The organism is Nocardia sp. NPDC059691, from assembly GCF_042733915.1.
Lineage (GTDB): Bacteria > Actinomycetota > Actinomycetes > Mycobacteriales > Mycobacteriaceae > Nocardia > Nocardia sichangensis.
Genome location: NZ_JBHWFB010000003.1, coordinates 559,985 through 576,192, shown reverse-complemented (window position 1 = coordinate 576,192; position 16,208 = coordinate 559,985). Strand labels below are relative to the sequence as shown.

Genomic DNA, 16,208 nt, shown 5'->3' with positions numbered 1-16,208 from the left:
ACCGGTTGCTGCCGCACCGCTCATGTGTCGGGGCTGTGAACGCAACTTCGCAACCGTGCTAGTCGGTCTTGTGAAAAGGTTTGCGAAGGGGGATTCCATGTCGGTGCGGTTCACGCGGCCGGGTACCTTGGGTCAATGTTCTCGAAAGTCTTGGTTGCCAACCGCGGCGAGATCGCCATCCGCGCCTTCCGTGCGGCCTACGAACTCGGCATCGGGACGGTCGCCGTGTTTCCCTACGAGGACCGTAATTCGGTCCATCGGTTGAAGGCGGCGGAGTCGTACCAGATCGGCGAGCCCGGTCATCCGGTGCGGGCCTACCTGTCGATCGAGGCGATCATCGAGGCGGCCAAGTCGGCGGGCGCGGACGCGATCTACCCGGGGTACGGGTTCTTGTCGGAGAACCCGGATCTGGCGGCGGCGTGCGCCCGCGAGGGCATCACCTTCATCGGACCGTCGGCCGAGGTGCTCGAACTGGCGGGTAACAAGGCGCGGGCGATCGCGGCGGCCAAAGCTGCCGGGCTGCCGGTGTTGCGTTCGAGCGCACCGTCGTCGGACGTGGAGGAGTTGCTGGCCGCGGCACGGGAGCTGGAATACCCCATCTTCGTGAAGGCGGTGGCCGGCGGCGGAGGGCGCGGGATGCGCCGGGTCGCCGCGCCCGAACAGCTGCGCGAGTCGATCGAGGCGGCCTCCAGGGAGGCGGAGTCGGCCTTCGGCGACCCGACGGTGTTCCTGGAACAGGCGGTGGTGAACCCCCGCCACATCGAGGTGCAGATCCTCGCTGATCAGCACGGGAACGTGATGCACCTGTTCGAGCGGGACTGCTCGGTGCAGCGCCGCCACCAGAAGGTGATCGAGCTGGCACCGGCACCCAATCTGGACCCCGCACTGCGGGAACGGATCTGCGCCGACGCGGTCGCCTTCGCCCGGCAGATCGGCTACTCGTGCGCGGGCACCGTGGAGTTCCTGCTCGACGAGCGCGGCAACCACGTCTTCATCGAGATGAACCCGCGCATCCAGGTGGAGCACACGGTGACTGAGGAGATCACCGACGTGGACCTGGTGCAGTCGCAGCTGCGCATCGCGGCGGGGGAGACGCTCGAGCAACTGGGTCTCAGCCAGGACGCCGTGACCATCCGGGGCGCGGCTTTGCAATGCCGGATCACCACCGAGGACCCGGCCAACGGATTCCGTCCCGACACCGGCCGGATCACCGCCTACCGCACACCCGGCGGCGCGGGCATCCGCCTCGATGGCGGCGCGAACCTGGGCGCCGAGATCGGCGCCTACTTCGACTCCATGCTGGTCAAGCTCACCTGCCGGGGCCGTGACTTCGGTACGGCGGTGGCGCGGGCGAGCCGGGCGCTGGCGGAGTTCCGGATTCGCGGCGTCGCCACGAACATTCCCTTCCTGCTGGCGGTGCTGGACGATCCGGACTTCAAGGCGGGCCGGGTCACCACCTCGTTCATCGACGAGCGTCCGCAGCTGCTGACCCTGCGCCGGTCCGCTGACCGCGGCACCAAGATCCTCGACTACCTGGCCGACGTCACGGTGAACAAGCCGCACGGCGATCGGCCGACCACGGTGTACCCGCACGACAAGTTGCCCGCGATCGATCTGAGCGTGCCGCCGCCGGACGGCTCGCGGCAGCGGCTGCTGCGGCTGGGTCCGGAGGGTTTCGCGCGGGCGTTGCGTGAGCAGAAGGCGGTCGGCGTCACCGACACCACCTTCCGCGACGCGCACCAATCGCTGCTGGCCACCCGGGTGCGCACCAACGGTCTGCTGGGCGTGGCGGGGCATGTGGCGCGATTGACTCCGGAGTTGCTGTCGATCGAGGCGTGGGGCGGAGCGACCTACGACGTGGGGCTGCGGTTCCTGTACGAGGACCCGTGGGAGCGGCTGGCGGCGTTGCGCGAGGCGATCCCGAACATCTGCCTGCAGATGCTGCTGCGCGGCCGCAACACCGTCGGCTACACCCCGTATCCGGAGGCGGTGACCCGCGCGTTCGTCTCGGAGGCGACCGCCACGGGTATCGACATCTTCCGTATCTTCGACGCGCTCAACAATGTCGACCAGATGCGTCCGGCCATCGATGCGGTCCGCGAGACCGGTACCGCGATCGCGGAGGTCGCGATCAGCTACACCGGGGATCTGTCGAATCCGGACGAGTCGCTCTACACCCTGGACTACTACCTGAAGCTGGCCGAGCAGATCGTCGACGCGGGCGCGCACGTGCTCGCGATCAAGGACATGGCGGGTCTGCTGCGCGCCCCGGCCGCAACCACACTGGTCACCGCGTTGCGCAGCAATTTCGATCTGCCGGTGCACGTGCACACCCACGACACCCCGGGCGGGCAGCTGGCCACTTATCTGGCCGCGTGGCAGGCCGGCGCCGACGCCGTGGACGGGGCGAGCGCCGCGATGGCGGGCACCACCAGCCAGCCCGCGCTCTCGGCGATCGTCGCCGCGGCGGCGCACAGCGAGTACGACACCGGGTTGAACCTGCAGAACGTGTGCGACCTGGAACCGTACTGGGAGGCGCTGCGGAAGGTGTACGCCCCGTTCGAGTCCGGGCTGCCCGCACCCACCGGTCGCGTCTACACCCACGAGATCCCCGGCGGGCAGTTGTCGAACCTGCGTCAGCAGGCCATCGCGCTCGGGTTGGGTGACAGGTTCGAGGAGGTGGAGGCGAAGTACGCCGCCGCCGACCGGCTGCTCGGCCGCTTGGTGAAGGTCACCCCGTCCTCGAAGGTCGTCGGTGACCTGGCGCTGGCGTTGGTCGGCACCGGTGTCGAGGTCGAGGATTTCGCCTCCGACCCGGGCCGCTACGACATCCCGGATTCGGTGATCGGTTTCCTGCGCGGGGAGCTCGGCACACCCGCCGGCGGCTGGCCCGAACCGTTCCGCACCAAGGCTCTGGCCGGGCGCGGCGCGGCCAAGCCCGAGACACCGTTGACGCCCGCGGACGAGAAGGGCCTGTCCGGCAGCTCCGAGGAGCGTCGGGCGACGTTGAACCGATTGCTGTTCCCCGGCCCGACCGCCGAATTCCTCGCCCACCGGGAGAAGTACGGCGATACCTCCGGGTTGTCGGCCAACCAGTTCTTCTACGGGCTGCGCCGCGGCGAGGAACACCGGGTGCAGTTGGAGAAGGGCGTAACCCTGCTCATCGGCCTCGAAGCGATCTCCGAGCCCGACGAGCGCGGTATGCGCACGGTGATGTGCATCTTGAACGGGCAGCTGCGGCCGGTCTCGGTGCGTGACCGGTCGATCGCCAGCGAGATCCCCGCGGCGGAGAAAGCCGACAAGGCCAACCCCGGCCACGTCGCGGCGCCGTTCGCCGGTGTCGTCACTCTCGCGGTGTCCGAAGGCGATTCGGTCGCGGCGGGCGACACCATCGGCACCATCGAGGCCATGAAGATGGAAGCCGCGATCACCGCGCCACGCGCGGGCATCGTCGGCCGCGTCGCCATCGGCTCCGTGCAGCAGGTCGAGGGCGGTGACCTGCTCATCGAACTGGCGGTGCGGGAGTCGTCCGCCGGATGACGAGGATCGTCGCGGGCGCGGCGGGCGGGCGGCGCCTCCGGGTGCCGCCGTCCGGCACCCGCCCGACCTCCGATCGCGTCCGGGAGGCGCTGTTCAGCGCGTTGGACGCCCGGTTGGACTTCGCCGGCGCGCGCGTCCTCGACTTGTACGCGGGTTCCGGCGCGCTCGGGCTGGAGGCGCTGTCGCGCGGCGCCGAGCACGCTTTGCTCGTCGAATCCGACCGGAAGGCGGCGGCCGTTGTTCGCGGCAATATCGCCGACCTCGGGCTGCCCGGTGCCGAATTGCGGGTCGCGACGGTGGCCAGTGTGCTGCAACTGGGCGGGGCGGGCGGCTTCGACGTGGTCTTCTCGGACCCGCCGTACGCGGTGGACAACGCCGCGGTGCTGGCCGACCTGAGCGCGCTGGCCGAGCGCGGTTGGCTGCGCCCAGGGGCGGTGGTCGTGCTGGAGCGTTCGGCGCGTTCCCCCGAAACCGCCTGGCCCGCAGGCTTCGTCCCGGCCAAGTCGCGCCGGTACGGCGAAACCCGCATCGAGCTGGCGGAGTTCGATCCGGGCGAATAGGCGCGCGTGCGGCCACCCGTGCCCGGCCGCGTGCGTCCTGCTAGCGTCGCCTCATGGCAGGAGCACTGTGCCCCGGGTCGTTCGACCCCGTGACCTACGGACACCTCGACGTTTTCACCCGGGCGGCGGCCCAGTTCGACGAGGTCGTCATCACCGTCATGATCAACCCGAACAAGCAGGGCATGTTCACCGTCGACGAGCGCATCGAGATGCTGCGCGAGTCGACCGCGCACCTGGGCAACGTCCGGGTGGAGTCGTGGCAGGGGCTGCTGGTGGACTTCGCCCGCGAGCAGGGCATCACCGCCATCGTGAAGGGCCTGCGCGACGCGGGCGACTTCGGCTACGAACTGCAGATGGCGCAGATGAACAAGAAGCTCTCCGGCGTGGACACCTTCTTCATAGCCACCAACCCGTCGTTCAGCTTCCTGTCCAGCTCACTGGTCAAGGAGGTCGCCGCCTACGGCGGCGACGTCGCCGACATGCTGCCCCCCTCGGTACACAAGCGCCTCCTCGACCGCCTGGCCGAACGCAAGAACTGACCAACCGGGCCGCGAATCCGCAGGTGATCTCGCCTTGATCGCACACCCGCTAGAACGCTGATGCGGTGGCGAACAACGGACCCTCTACGGGAAAGCCACGGAGCCTTCATACCTGCCGACCAAGCAGCCACTGATCACGCGAGAACATGGGTAACTCCCGGGGAACGCCCAGAACTCCAGCGGCTGTCGACGCAAGACCTTAACGCAACCCGCGTCCCACTTACTGGTACGGCCTGAATACTCGGAGAGGCGGGCAGCGAGGCGGGCGGGCAGCCTAGAACACCAGGCCGCGTAGGGCCAGGAAGCGCATGCCGCCGACCACAGCGGTGATCGCCAGGATCGCGACGGCCTGAGCGGTGTCCCCGAGTCCGGGAGCCCACAGACCCAGGGCGGCCAGCCCCGCGGTGGTGACGCCGAGTCCGACCAACGCGAGCCCGCCGCCTTCCCATTGCGCGGTGAACCAGCCGACCCGTTCCGCGGCGTGGAAGGTGAGCTGACGGTGCAGCTCGTTGGCGATCACGGTGCTGACGATCGAGCCCACGACATTGGCGATCAGCGGTCCGACGCCGTGCATGGCGAAGAACAACAGGACGTACGCGATATTGCTGGAGCCGCCGACCAGCGCGAAACGGATCAACTGAGCGAAGGCTCGATCGCCGCGCAGGTACCGGGCGAGCCGGCCGAACCCGGTCGCCACCGAGGTCCTCGGCAGTGCCGGATAGGGGCCGGCCCACGGCACGAAGAAGCTGGTGGCGCTCACTCCTCCGGGTCGCGGCAGTTCCAGTAAGGTCATCGTCTTTCCGATCGAACACAAGCCCTCGGCAGGGACAACGGCGAGAGTGCTCGCATGCTTCCCCCGTCGACTCTTGGCAGGTTCCGTTCGTAGCGCATATTCGGCAATCGCTGACGTGTCGGCGCCTGTCAACATTCGACGGCGGGTTGTCCTTACCTCCGGCTTCCTTGTCCGCGATCCAGGGAACGCGGTAGGTGCTGAAGATCTTGGTCGACCTTCCAAGAAAATGTAACACGAAGCGGAGAGGAGGTCTCCACTTGATTTTGTGGCGTGCGAGACACTGACACGACACACCGGAAAGGGACTCGGCACGAGCCGTGACGAGGGGCACACTGGGCGTCGGCGGAGATTTCGCCGTGAGTCCGCAGGAGGGTAGTGAGCATGTATCGCGTTTTCGAAGCGCTCGATGAACTGGTCGCCATCGTCGAAGAGGCGCGCGGCATCCCCCCGACCCGCAGTTGCATCGTGCCGCGCGGCGACGTGCTGGAATTACTCGACGACGTCCGCGACGCGCTGCCCGGCGAACTCGACGACGCACAGGACGTGCTCGACCATCGCGACAAGATCGTCTCCGATGCCAGGATCGCGGCCGAGACCGCCGTGACCGGGGCGAACGAGCAGGCCGAGCGCACCATCGGCGCGGCGCGCGAGGAAGCCGACCGCATCCTCGCCGACGCCAAGGCGCATGCCGATCGGATGGTCGCCGAGGCGAGCGCGCACGCCGATCACCTGGTGGCCTCCGCTCAGGAGGCGGCCGATCGGGTGGTGGCCGACGGCAACGCCGAATACGAGGCGGTGACCGGCCGGGCGCGGGCCGAGTCGGAGCGGATGATCGATGCGGGCAAGGCCGCCTACGACCGCTCCGTCGCCGACGGGCTCGCCGAGCAGGAGCGGCTGGTCACGCAGACCGAGGTGGTGCGGGCCGCGCACGCCGAATCGGCCAGGGTGATCGACGCCGCGCACGCCGAGGCGGATCGCCTGCGCGAGGAATGCGACCACTACGTCGACTCCCGGCTCGCCGATTTCGAGGAGACGCTGACCAGCACGCTGCGCACGGTCGGGCGCGGGCGCCATCAACTGCGCAGCGGGGCGGGCGCACCCGACTACGCCACGGAATTCCGCAGGTAGCGGCCCCGAGCGCGATGGGCCGCGTTTGGGCGTGGACCGCGTGATCGCGTATTGTTGAGTGGTTGCCCGTATCCCCTCGATCGTGAGTGAGTCCGTGATGTCCGCCGGTTCCGGTTCCGCGTCGCGCCCCCGATCGGCCAAGCGCCGGTCGCCGGACGCCGCTTTCGTGCTGGACACTCGCAGCCTCGGCCGCAGGCCGGGGACCATGCGCGAACTGCGCCGTACCGTCACCACCGAGGAGCGGATCGGTCTGGATCTGATCGGCGTTCCGGTGGGTGCGCAGGTGGAATTGGATCTGCAGTTGCAGGCGGTGTCCGAGGGAGTGCTGGTCACCGGGACGGTCGAGGCGCCGATCGAAGGTGAGTGCTCGCGCTGCCTGGAGCCGTTCACCGACGCGGTCACCCTGCGGCTGACCGAGCTGTTCGCCTATCCGGACAGCACCACCGAGCAGACCACCGAGGACGACGAGATCTATCGCATGGACGACGACCTCATCGATCTGGAACCGGTGGTGATCGACGCCGTCGGGCTGGAGTTGCCGCTGCAACCGCTGTGCACCCCGGATTGCGCGGGACTGTGCCCGGAATGCGGCGTACGGATGGCGATTGCGGGATCCGACCACCGGCATGAGATACTTGACCCTCGCTGGGCCGGACTGGCCGGATTCGCCTCCGAATCGCCCGGCAGCGGCAGCCCCGACGAGGGTGCGGCCGACCGAGACCACTGAGCAAGACCGATCAGCCGAACCGGCAGAGCAATTAAGACAGAGGAGAAGTAGTCGTGGCCGTTCCCAAGCGCCGGATGTCCCGTTCCAACACCAGGTCGCGGCGCAGCCAGTGGAAGGCCACCGCGCCGACCCTGATCACCTGCCCGAACCGCGCCTGCGGCGAGAAGACCCTGCCGCACATCGCCTGCCCGTCCTGCGGCACCTACAAGGGCCGCCAGGTCACGGCGGCGGTCTGATCGTCCGATCTGTCGTAGCGACGTGACCGACGAACCCGACTCGTCCGGTGAACACGCGAGCCTGCTCGCCGCGTTGGGCGTCGACGTGCAGCCGGATCTGCTGCGTCTCGCACTGACTCATCGGTCGTACGCGTACGAGAACGGCGGTCTGCCGACGAACGAGCGTCTCGAGTTCCTCGGCGACTCCGTGCTCGGGCTGAGCATCACCGAACGGCTGTATCACGAGCATCCCTCGAAGTCCGAGGGTGAGCTGGCCAAACTGCGCGCGAGCGTGGTGAACATGCGCGCGCTGGCGGAGGTCGCCCGCGGGCTCGGTGCGGGCGGGCTCGGTGCCCACCTGCTGCTCGGCAAGGGCGAGGAGCTCACCGGCGGCCGGGACAAGGAGAGCATCCTCGCCGACGGTATGGAGTCGTTGCTCGGCGCCGTGCATCTGGAGCACGGCATCGAGGTGGCTCGCGCCGTGGTGCTGCGGCTGTTCGCCGAGCTGCTCGAGCGCGGACCGCGGATGGGCGCGGGCCTGGACTGGAAGACGAGCCTGCAGGAACTCACCGCCGAGCGTGGTCTCGGCGTGCCCAGCTACGAGATCACCTCGACCGGGCCGGACCACGACAAGGAATTCACCGCCACCACGGTGATCGGCGGCCGGGCCTACGGGCAGGGCGTCGGACGGTCGAAGAAGGAAGCCGAGCAGAAGGCCGCGGGGGCCGCCTACGAGGCGCTGACCGCCGAAACCTGACGTGCCCGAACTTCCCGAGGTCGAGGTCGTGCGGCGCGGGCTCGCCGAGCACGTGGTCGGCCGGATGATCGAATCGGTGGCGATCACCCATCCCCGCTCGGTGCGCCGCCATCTCGAAGGCGCCGCCGATCTCGCCGCACGGCTGACCGGCCTGAAGGTCGAGTCGGCCGAGCGGCGCGGCAAATTCCTCTGGCTCACCTTCGACGATCCGGAGGCGGCGCTCGTCGTGCATCTCGGCATGAGCGGTCAGATGCTGGTCCAGCCCGCGGAAGCGCCGCTGGAGAAGCACGCCCACATCCGCGCCACTTTCGGCGACGGCACCCAGCTGCGCTTCGTCGACCAGCGCACCTTCGGTGGCTGGGCGCTCGCGCCGCTCGTCGAGGTGGACGGCACCCTGGTGCCCGAGCCGGTCGCGCACATCGCTCGCGATCCGCTGGATCCGCGTTTCGACGTCGAATCCGTGGTCGCCGTCATCCGGGGCAAGCAGAGTGAGATCAAGCGCGTGCTGCTCGACCAAGGCGTGGTCTCCGGCATCGGCAACATCTACGCCGACGAGGCGCTGTGGCGGGCCGAGATCCACGGGGGACGGACCGCCTCCGGGCTGTCCAGACCCGCGGTGCGCGGGTTGCTCGCCGAAGTCGGCATTGTGATGGGCGAAGCGCTCGCCGCGGGCGGTACGTCGTTCGACGCACTCTATGTGAACGTCAACGGCCAGTCGGGCTACTTCGAACGCTCCCTGGCCGTATACGGTCGGGAGCACGAGCCGTGTCGCCGGTGTGGTGCGCCGATCATCCGCGAGCGGTTCATGAACCGCTCGTCCTACTCCTGCCCGCGCTGCCAGCCGAAGCCTCGTCGTCGTTAGCGCGGGCGAGCTACCGTTTCCTCAGGGCGGTTCGGAATGTCAGCCGACCGTGAGGAAGGGAAGCATGCGCAAGCTCACCTATTACGTCGCGTCGACGATCGACGGTTTCATCGCCACCGAGGACGGCTCGGTCGACTTCTTCCCGGTCGGCGGCGACCACGGTCCCTCGATCAACGCGCAGTATCCCGAGACGCTGCCGACCAAGGTGCGCGAGGCGATCGGGTTGGAGGAGCGCAATCGCTACTTCGACACGGTGCTGATGGGACGCAAGACGCACGACTTCGGCGTCCGCACCGGCACCTCCACTCCCTACGCGCATCTGCGGCAATTCGTGGTCTCGACAACCCTGCCCGAGAGTCCCGACGCGGCCGTGGAGCTGATCTCGGAGAACCCGATCGCGAAGGTTCGCGCACTCAAGCGGGAGAGCGGGCTGGGTATCTGGTTGTGCGGCGGCGGGGAACTGGCGCAGGCGCTGCTGCCGGAGATCGACCAGATCTTCCTCAAGCTCTACCCGATCGTGCTCGGCAGCGGCCGTGCGCTGTTCGGCGCCGGGTCGCGGCTGCCGGAACCGGCCAAGTTCCGGGTGATCACCAGCACGGTGTTCGAGGACGGTGTGGCCTTCGTCAAATACAGCCGGGTGCACTGACCCGGTGCCCGGTCAGGAATCGAGCGGGATGCCGGACGCCGCCGCGGCGCCCGGTCCGGAGGCGGCGCTGCGGGAGATCGGCTTCTGGCTGGAGCGCTCCCGGGCTGAGACCCACCGGGTGAAGGCCTACCGGCGCGCCGCCGACGTCGTCGCGGAGTTGTCCGCCGACGAGCGCGAGGCGCGCCGGGCGGCAGGCACTTGGACCGAGCTGGCCGGCATCGGGCCCAAGACCGCCGCCGTCATCGAACAGGCGTACGCGGGCGTGGTGCCGCGGTACCTGAGCGAGTTGCGGGCGGCCGCGCAGCCGATCGGGGCGCCGGGCAAGCCGTTGCGCGAGCTGCTGCGCGGCGATCTGCACACCCACTCGAACTGGTCCGACGGCGGCAGCCCGATCGAGGAGATGATGCGAGTCGCGGCCGCGCTCGGGCACGAATACTGCGCCCTGACCGACCATTCCCCGCGCCTGACCGTGGCCAACGGCCTGTCCGCCGACCGGTTGCGCAGGCAGCTGGACGTGGTGGCCGAGCTCAACGACCGGATGGCGCCGTTCCGCATCCTCACCGGCATCGAGGTGGACATCCTCGACGACGGCACCCTCGATCAGCAGGCGGATCTGCTCGCCCGGTTGGACGTGGTCGTGGCCAGCGTGCATTCGCGTCTGCGCGACGACAGCGCGACCATGACCAAGCGCATGGCGTACGCGGTCGCCGATCCCAACGTCGACGTGCTCGGTCACTGCACCGGCCGCCTGGTCACGGGGGGACGCGGCACCAGGCCGGAGTCGACGTTCGACGCCGAGGTGGTGTTCGAGGCGTGCCGCACCTACGGCACCGCCGTGGAGATCAACAGCAGGCCCGAACGACTGGATCCGCCTTCGCGATTGCTGCGCCTGGCCGCCGAGATGGGTTGTCACTTCTCGATCGACACCGACGCGCACGCACCCGGCCAGCTCGACTGGCAGGGGTACGGTTGCGAGCGCGCGCTCGCGAACGGCGTCGCGGCGGAACGTGTGATCAACACCTGGCCGCTGGCGGATCTGCTGGCGTGGACTCGCGCGCAAGGGTGACCGCCGGGTTAACTTGTATCGAACAATACGACTTCGCCTGTGTCCGAAGGCTATTGCGGCACAAAATAAGGGTCACACGAATCGCTAGGGGTGGGATCAACTGGTGGGCGACTTTCCGCTCGAAATCGTACTCGCGCTCATCGGTATCGCGGTGCCCATCGGCGCGTTCCTGTGGGAGTTCGTCTTCGCCGGCCGCAGGCGCCTTGGCTATCGGGTGCAGATGGATACGCCGGTCACCGGTGAGATCGAATCGGTGTTTCCCGGTGTGCTCCCGCAACTGCGTCCCTCGCTCGACGGCGCCAGTCCGGACCTGAAGGACATCTCGGTCGTTCTGGTGCGCGTCGAGAACAGCGGCATCACGACCATCGACAGCCACGACTACAAAGCGCCGGAAGCCGCGCGGATCGGCCTGCATCTGCGTTTTCCGCAGCGCCGCGTGATCGGCATGGCGGTGAACGAACTCAGCGATCCCGCGTTGGCCGACAACCTCGACGCCGATTCCGGCATCGCGGTGCGCGAGGACACCGGCGGGCACATCGGTGTGATCGACCTGCCGAAGGTGCCGCTCGCCCCCGGCGATCACTACAAGATTCTGGCGATCCTGCAGCGTTCGGAGGGCGTGGGCGAATACCCGCCGCCGGCGTTGCGCGGCGGCATCAAAGGCGGGCGGATCACCGAGACCCGCAGCCGCACCGGCGTTTCCCTGATGATGGTCGCGCTCACGGTCTTCTTGGTGCTGGTGATCGTCGTCCAGTTGGTGGTGTCCGCGCTGGAGCCGTCGCCGATGCCGCTGGAGTGCGCCTCCGGCAAACTGACCGTGATCGGGTCTTCGGCGTTCGCCCAGGTGATCGAAGACGCCGCCGAGCAGTATCGGAAGAGTTGCGTCGGCGCCGATTTCACCTACGGCTTCGAAGGATCCGAGCGCGGACTGGACCGGCTCGCCGAAGAAGGCGCGGGCAATCCCGGGTTGCTCGCCGTCACCGACGGTGCGAAGGGCGGCGGCTATCCGACACTGGTGCACCGGCCGCTGGCGTTGTCGCTGTTCACCATGATCGCGCATCCCGGCGTCGGCGTCCGCGACCTCACCGCCGCCCAGATCCAGGATCTGTTCCGGGGCAGGATCGGCAACTGGCGCGAGGTGGGCGGTCCGGACTTGCCGGTGGTGCTGGTCAACCGCATACCCGGCTCGGGCACGCGCACCATCTTCGAACGCAGGCTGCTCGGCGGCACGCAGCCGGAGCGCCCGCACGTGAGCTGCACGGCGTTGAAGGGCACGGTCGTCACCGCGCCCGCGCAGTGCGAGGTGCAGGTCACCGCCGACATGCGCAAAGCGGTGGCCGAAATACCAGGGGCCATTGGCTATTCGGAATTCTCCGAGGCCGTCGGAGCCAGTCTGCCGACCATCGCGATCGAGGGCGTCGGCGCGAGCCGGGACGCCGCCGTGCGGCACGCCTATCCCTTGTGGGGCGTCGAGTACGCCTACAGCAACGGCGAGTTGCCCGGTGGGTCGCTCGCCGCGAGCTTCCTGCACTTCCTGACCGCTCAGACCGGCAAAGAGGTGCTGCGCGCGCACGGCAACGCGCCGTGTGCCGACCTGCCCGATCCCGGTCGCTGCCTGCCGGATCAGTGACCCCGGACGTCGTTCCCATGGTCCGGCGGACAACGCGGGGCCACCGGACTACCCATCGGTAGCCGAACGAACGCTGCGGGAGGGGATTTTTCCCGAACTGTTTGGTTTGAACGGCACCCCCTGAGGTACCTCCCACTCGGCCCCCCTGATCATGCCGACCGCGTGACCAGGCCAACCAAGCCCCATGGACGGCGGTGCAGCTAGGTCTTCACCTCCGCCGCGGGGGCCACTTAGTTCAGTTCGGCGCCCGGTACTCCGAGTGCTGGGTGAATGCGAGTGCTACTTGGTTGTCCCTGGAAGGAGGGTCATGAGCGCGCTTTCCGTGCCGATTTCCGCGCAGGCGTCGTCCGATCTGGAGATGCCGTCGTCCGACTACTTGTCGACAGATCGTTCCAGCGGCCCGTTTCGCATCGCGATGGTCGTGCCACCGTACTTCGACGTCCCGCCCAAGGCATACGGCGGCGTCGAGGCCGTGGTGGCCGACCTGGTCGACGCGCTGGTGGCTCGCGGCCACGACGTCACGCTGTTGGGCGCGGGGGAGCCGGGGACGAAGGCCAAGTTCGTGCCGGTGTGGGACCGGGCGCTGCCCGAACGCCTCGGAGAGCCGTTTCCCGAGGTAGTGCACGCGTTGCGGGTGCGCCGCGCGATCGAGAACCTCGCGGCCACTTCCGGTGTGGACCTGGTGCACGACCACACGTTCGCGGGGCCGCTGAACGCGACCGTCTTCCAGAACATGGGCCTTCCGACGGTGCTGACCGTCCACGGGCCGGTGGAGGACGATATCTACCGCTACTACCAGGATCTGGGCGACGAGGTCGCCTTGGTGGCGATCAGCGACCGCCAGCGCGAGCTCGCGCAGGGTCTCAACTGGTCCGGACGGGTGCACAACGCACTGCACGTCGACGATTGGCCGTTCCGCGTCGAGAAGGACGACTACGCGCTGTTCCTCGGGCGGTTCAACGAGTGCAAGGCCCCGCACTTGGCGCTGGAAGCCGCGCACGCCGCGGGTATCCCGCTGGTGCTGGCCGGCAAGTGCAGCGAGCGTCCCGAGCAGGCCTATTTCGAGGAGAAGGTGCGACCGCTGCTGACGGAAAACGATCACGTGTTCGGTCTCGCCGACGCGACGGCCAAGCGTAAGCTGCTTGCGAACGCGCGTTGCCTGTTGTTCCCGATCCGCTGGGAGGAACCGTTCGGCATGGTGATGATCGAATCCATGGTCTGTGGCACGCCGGTGGTCGCGCTGCGCGGCGGGGCGGTGTCCGAGGTGATCGTCGACGGCGTAACCGGCCGGATCTGTGAGGATCCCGCCGAATTGCCCGCGGCCATCGAAGAGGTCAGGGCGCTGGATCCGTACGCTTGCCGAGCGCACGTGCAGGCCAAGTTCGGCTCCGACACGCTCGGTTTCGGATACGAGCAGGTGTATCGCCGGGTCCTGCGCTCCAAGAAGCGGTCCGGGGCGGTGCCGCTCGACACCGCGGCGGCCGTGACCACGCCACTCGACGACCCGGCGCCCGCCTCTCCGATCCGGATCGCGGCGAGCGGCTTGGCGTGACCGATTCCGTACCGGTGAGCCCCGCCCCCCTGAACTCCGGTGAGTCCACCGGGTTCGGGGGGTGCGGCTCGGTGACCCTGGTGGAAGGCGGCACCTTCTGCCTGTCCAATCGGCTCGGCGACGTCGAGCCGGGTAAGCCGCACGGCTTGTTCTTCCGGGACGCCCGCGTGCTGTCGCGCTGGGAGTTGCTGGTGAACGGCAAACCCGCCGAGTCGCTTTCGGTGCTCAGTCCGGAGGCGTTCGCCGCCAGGTTCGTGTTGCGCAGGCCCCCGCAGGCGGGCCTGGCCGACAGCACGTTGCTGGTGGTGCGCGAACGGATCGTGGCCGACGGCATGCACGAGCTGATCACGTTGGAGAACATGGGCCGCGAGCCCACCGCGGTGCTGCTGGAACTGCATGTGGACGCCGACTTCGTCGACCTGTTCGCGGTGAAGGAAGGACGCGCAGGACACGGGCGGGCGGACGTGACGGTCGCCGACGGGGAACTGGTGCTGCACGATCACGCCGACCGCAGCCGGGGCATCTCGATCTCGGCGACCGTGGAACCCGAGGTGATGCCCGGTTCGCTGCTGTGGCGGGTGATCGTGCCGGTCGGCGAATGCTGGCAGGCCGAGATCATCGCCCAGCCGACCGTGGGCAACCAGCGATTCCAGGCGATCTCGCCGGGCGAGCACTACAACGTCAGCGCGCCGGGCCGCAAGATCGAGGCGTGGCGCGACACCGCCACCGACATCGCCGCCTCCGATCCGGCGCTCACCCGGGTGCTGCGCCGCACCGAGAGCGACTTGGGCGCCTTGCAGATGCACGACGAATCCGGCGACGCGCGGCCTTTCGTCGCCGCGGGCGCACCGTGGTTCATGACCCTGTTCGGCCGCGACAGCCTGCTCACCGCGTGGATGGCGCTGCCGCTGGAGATCGATCTGGCGCTGGGCACGCTGCAACAGTTGGCGGAACTGCAAGGGCAGGACGTGAACCCGCTCACCGAGGAGGAACCCGGCCGCATCATGCACGAGATGCGCCGCGGGCCCGCGGGCGGACAGGTGTTCGGCGGCCACATCTACTACGGAACCGCCGACGCCACACCGCTGTTCGTGATGCTGCTGGCCGAATGTCACCGCTGGGGCGCCGATCCGGAGGCGATCAGGCACTTGCTGCCCGCCGCCGACGCCGCGCTGCACTGGATCACCGACTACGGCGACCGGGACGGAGACGGCTTCGTCGAGTACCGCCGCGCCACCGATCGCGGCCTGGTCAACCAGGGCTGGAAGGACAGCTTCGACGGAATCAACGACGCAACCGGCCATATCGCCGAAGCGCCCATCGCCCTGTGCGAGGTGCAAGGGTACGTGCACGCCGCGCTGCTGGCCAGGGCCGAACTGGCGGAGGCTTTCGACGACTTGCGGTTGGCCGGTCAGCTGCGCGAACGCGCGGCGGAGTTGCGCGTCAAGTTCGCCGAACAGTTCTGGCTGCCCGACCGCGGCTGGTATGCCGTGGCGCTGGACGGCGGAAAGCGCCAGGTCGACGCGCTGACCAGCAATGTCGCGCACTGTCTCTGGTCGGGCATCGCCACCGACGAGCACGCCGCGGAGCTGGTGTCGCGGATGGCGGCCCCGGAGATGGATTCCGGCTTCGGGTTGCGCACGCTGGCGTCGAACATGGGCGCCTACAACCCGATGAGCTATCACTGCGGCTCGGTCTGGCCGCACGATACGGCGATCGCGGTGGCGGGGCTGCTGCGCTACCGGCACGTTCCCGGCGCGGTGGAGCTGGCCACTCGGCTGGCCACCGGCTTGTTGGACGCGGCCGCGGTGTTCGACGGACGCCTGCCGGAGCTGTTCTGCGGCTTCCCTCGGTCTCGATTCGCCACGCCCGTGCCGTATCCGACGTCCTGCTCGCCGCAGGCGTGGGCCAGCGCGGCGCCGCTGTTGCTGGTGCGCGCGTTCCTCGGGCTCGATCCCGACGCGCCGACCAGGACGCTCACCGTTCGACCGCAGCTGCCCGCGCGGTGGGGCAAGGTGTCGCTGCGCGCGCTGCGGCTCGGTGCGACCACCGTCGACCTCGAGGCAGAAGGCGCGCAGATCACCGCGGCGCGCTTGCCCGACGACTGGCGGTTGGTGACCCGATGACCCGCACCGATTGCCGCGGGGCGGGAGCGGGTATGCCCCCGATATAAGGACATTGCAAGCCTTCTCG

Annotated in this window: 14 protein-coding genes; 13 read left to right on the top strand and 1 reads right to left on the bottom strand. The window is 68.7% G+C overall.

Going from position 1 to position 16,208, the window contains the following annotated elements; all coding sequences use genetic code 11:
- The first annotated feature begins 135 nt into the window (after positions 1–135).
- From ACFV2O_RS09955 to coaD, 3 genes are read left to right on the top strand one after another with little or no spacing between them, the layout of a single operon-like run.
- On the top strand, positions 136–3,540 hold the full coding sequence (locus ACFV2O_RS09955) for a pyruvate carboxylase (protein ID WP_379251509.1): 3,405 nt from the start codon (positions 136–138) through the stop codon (positions 3,538–3,540).
- Complete coding sequence (gene rsmD / locus ACFV2O_RS09950; RefSeq protein WP_379251508.1) at positions 3,537–4,100, top strand: 16S rRNA (guanine(966)-N(2))-methyltransferase RsmD; 564 nt, start codon at positions 3,537–3,539, stop codon at positions 4,098–4,100. The genes ACFV2O_RS09955 and rsmD overlap by 4 nt, the downstream gene beginning before the upstream one ends.
- Before the next feature lie 53 nt (positions 4,101–4,153).
- The gene (gene coaD / locus ACFV2O_RS09945; protein ID WP_355069832.1) at positions 4,154–4,639 is read left to right on the top strand and encodes a pantetheine-phosphate adenylyltransferase; all 486 of its coding nucleotides are present in this window, start codon (positions 4,154–4,156) and stop codon (positions 4,637–4,639) included.
- Between the two features lie 274 nt (positions 4,640–4,913).
- Here coaD and ACFV2O_RS09940 read toward each other — a convergent pair whose 3' ends face one another.
- A complete protein-coding gene (locus tag ACFV2O_RS09940; protein WP_379251507.1) occupies positions 4,914–5,432 on the bottom strand; it encodes a GtrA family protein in 519 nt (172 codons plus the stop codon).
- A gap of 381 nt (positions 5,433–5,813) precedes the next feature.
- Between ACFV2O_RS09940 and ACFV2O_RS09935 the strand changes: the two genes are divergently transcribed.
- The 10 genes from ACFV2O_RS09935 to ACFV2O_RS09890 all read left to right on the top strand — a co-directional run bounded on the left by ACFV2O_RS09935 (position 5,814) and on the right by ACFV2O_RS09890 (position 16,141).
- Positions 5,814–6,560 carry a DivIVA domain-containing protein gene (locus ACFV2O_RS09935; RefSeq protein ID WP_379251506.1) on the top strand — a complete coding sequence of 249 codons (747 nt, stop codon included), beginning with the start codon at positions 5,814–5,816 and terminating at the stop codon, positions 6,558–6,560.
- Positions 6,561–6,657: 97 nt separating this feature from the next.
- On the top strand, positions 6,658–7,287 hold the full coding sequence (locus tag ACFV2O_RS09930) for a DUF177 domain-containing protein (RefSeq protein WP_356962423.1): 630 nt from the start codon (positions 6,658–6,660) through the stop codon (positions 7,285–7,287).
- Between the two features lie 53 nt (positions 7,288–7,340).
- The gene (gene rpmF / locus ACFV2O_RS09925; RefSeq protein WP_014987105.1) at positions 7,341–7,523 is read left to right on the top strand and encodes a 50S ribosomal protein L32; all 183 of its coding nucleotides are present in this window, start codon (positions 7,341–7,343) and stop codon (positions 7,521–7,523) included.
- 22 nt (positions 7,524–7,545) lie between these two features.
- Positions 7,546–8,259, top strand: a complete 714-nt coding sequence (rnc, locus tag ACFV2O_RS09920) for a ribonuclease III (protein ID WP_379251505.1) — start codon at positions 7,546–7,548, stop codon at positions 8,257–8,259.
- Between the two features lies 1 nt (position 8,260).
- On the top strand, positions 8,261–9,121 hold the full coding sequence (gene mutM / locus ACFV2O_RS09915) for a bifunctional DNA-formamidopyrimidine glycosylase/DNA-(apurinic or apyrimidinic site) lyase (RefSeq protein ID WP_379251504.1): 861 nt from the start codon (positions 8,261–8,263) through the stop codon (positions 9,119–9,121).
- A gap of 64 nt (positions 9,122–9,185) precedes the next feature.
- Positions 9,186–9,767, top strand: a complete 582-nt coding sequence (locus ACFV2O_RS09910; RefSeq protein WP_379251503.1) for a dihydrofolate reductase family protein — start codon at positions 9,186–9,188, stop codon at positions 9,765–9,767.
- A 28-nt stretch (positions 9,768–9,795) separates the two neighbouring features.
- A complete protein-coding gene (locus ACFV2O_RS09905) occupies positions 9,796–10,833 on the top strand; it encodes a PHP domain-containing protein (protein ID WP_379251502.1) in 1,038 nt (345 codons plus the stop codon).
- A gap of 103 nt (positions 10,834–10,936) precedes the next feature.
- Entirely contained in the window at positions 10,937–12,463 is a 1,527-nt protein-coding gene (locus ACFV2O_RS09900) for a PstS family phosphate ABC transporter substrate-binding protein (protein ID WP_379251501.1), read from the top strand.
- A gap of 358 nt (positions 12,464–12,821) precedes the next feature.
- Complete coding sequence (locus tag ACFV2O_RS09895) at positions 12,822–14,015, top strand: glycosyltransferase family 4 protein (protein WP_355070981.1); 1,194 nt, start codon at positions 12,822–12,824, stop codon at positions 14,013–14,015.
- Positions 14,012–16,141, top strand: coding sequence for a glycogen debranching N-terminal domain-containing protein (locus tag ACFV2O_RS09890; RefSeq protein WP_379251500.1), 2,130 nt, complete (start codon positions 14,012–14,014; stop codon positions 16,139–16,141). Before ACFV2O_RS09895 ends, ACFV2O_RS09890 begins: the two co-directional genes overlap by 4 nt.
- The last annotated feature ends 67 nt before the right edge of the window (positions 16,142–16,208 follow it).

What these genes read in the sequence shown, in the direction of transcription:
- ACFV2O_RS09905 (WP_379251502.1), top strand. Translation starts at nt 9,796, where the DNA reads ATGCCGGACGCCGCCGCGGCGCCCGGTCCGGAGGCGGCGCTGCGGGAG.
- rsmD (WP_379251508.1), top strand. Translation starts at nt 3,537, where the DNA reads ATGACGAGGATCGTCGCGGGCGCGGCGGGCGGGCGGCGCCTCCGGGTG.
- ACFV2O_RS09955 (WP_379251509.1), top strand. Translation starts at nt 136, where the DNA reads ATGTTCTCGAAAGTCTTGGTTGCCAACCGCGGCGAGATCGCCATCCGC.
- ACFV2O_RS09935 (WP_379251506.1), top strand. Translation starts at nt 5,814, where the DNA reads ATGTATCGCGTTTTCGAAGCGCTCGATGAACTGGTCGCCATCGTCGAA.
- coaD (WP_355069832.1), top strand. Translation starts at nt 4,154, where the DNA reads ATGGCAGGAGCACTGTGCCCCGGGTCGTTCGACCCCGTGACCTACGGA.
- ACFV2O_RS09910 (WP_379251503.1), top strand. Translation starts at nt 9,186, where the DNA reads ATGCGCAAGCTCACCTATTACGTCGCGTCGACGATCGACGGTTTCATC.
- ACFV2O_RS09940 (WP_379251507.1), bottom strand. Translation starts at nt 5,432, where the DNA reads ATGACCTTACTGGAACTGCCGCGACCCGGAGGAGTGAGCGCCACCAGC.
- ACFV2O_RS09895 (WP_355070981.1), top strand. Translation starts at nt 12,822, where the DNA reads ATGCCGTCGTCCGACTACTTGTCGACAGATCGTTCCAGCGGCCCGTTT.
- ACFV2O_RS09930 (WP_356962423.1), top strand. Translation starts at nt 6,658, where the DNA reads ATGTCCGCCGGTTCCGGTTCCGCGTCGCGCCCCCGATCGGCCAAGCGC.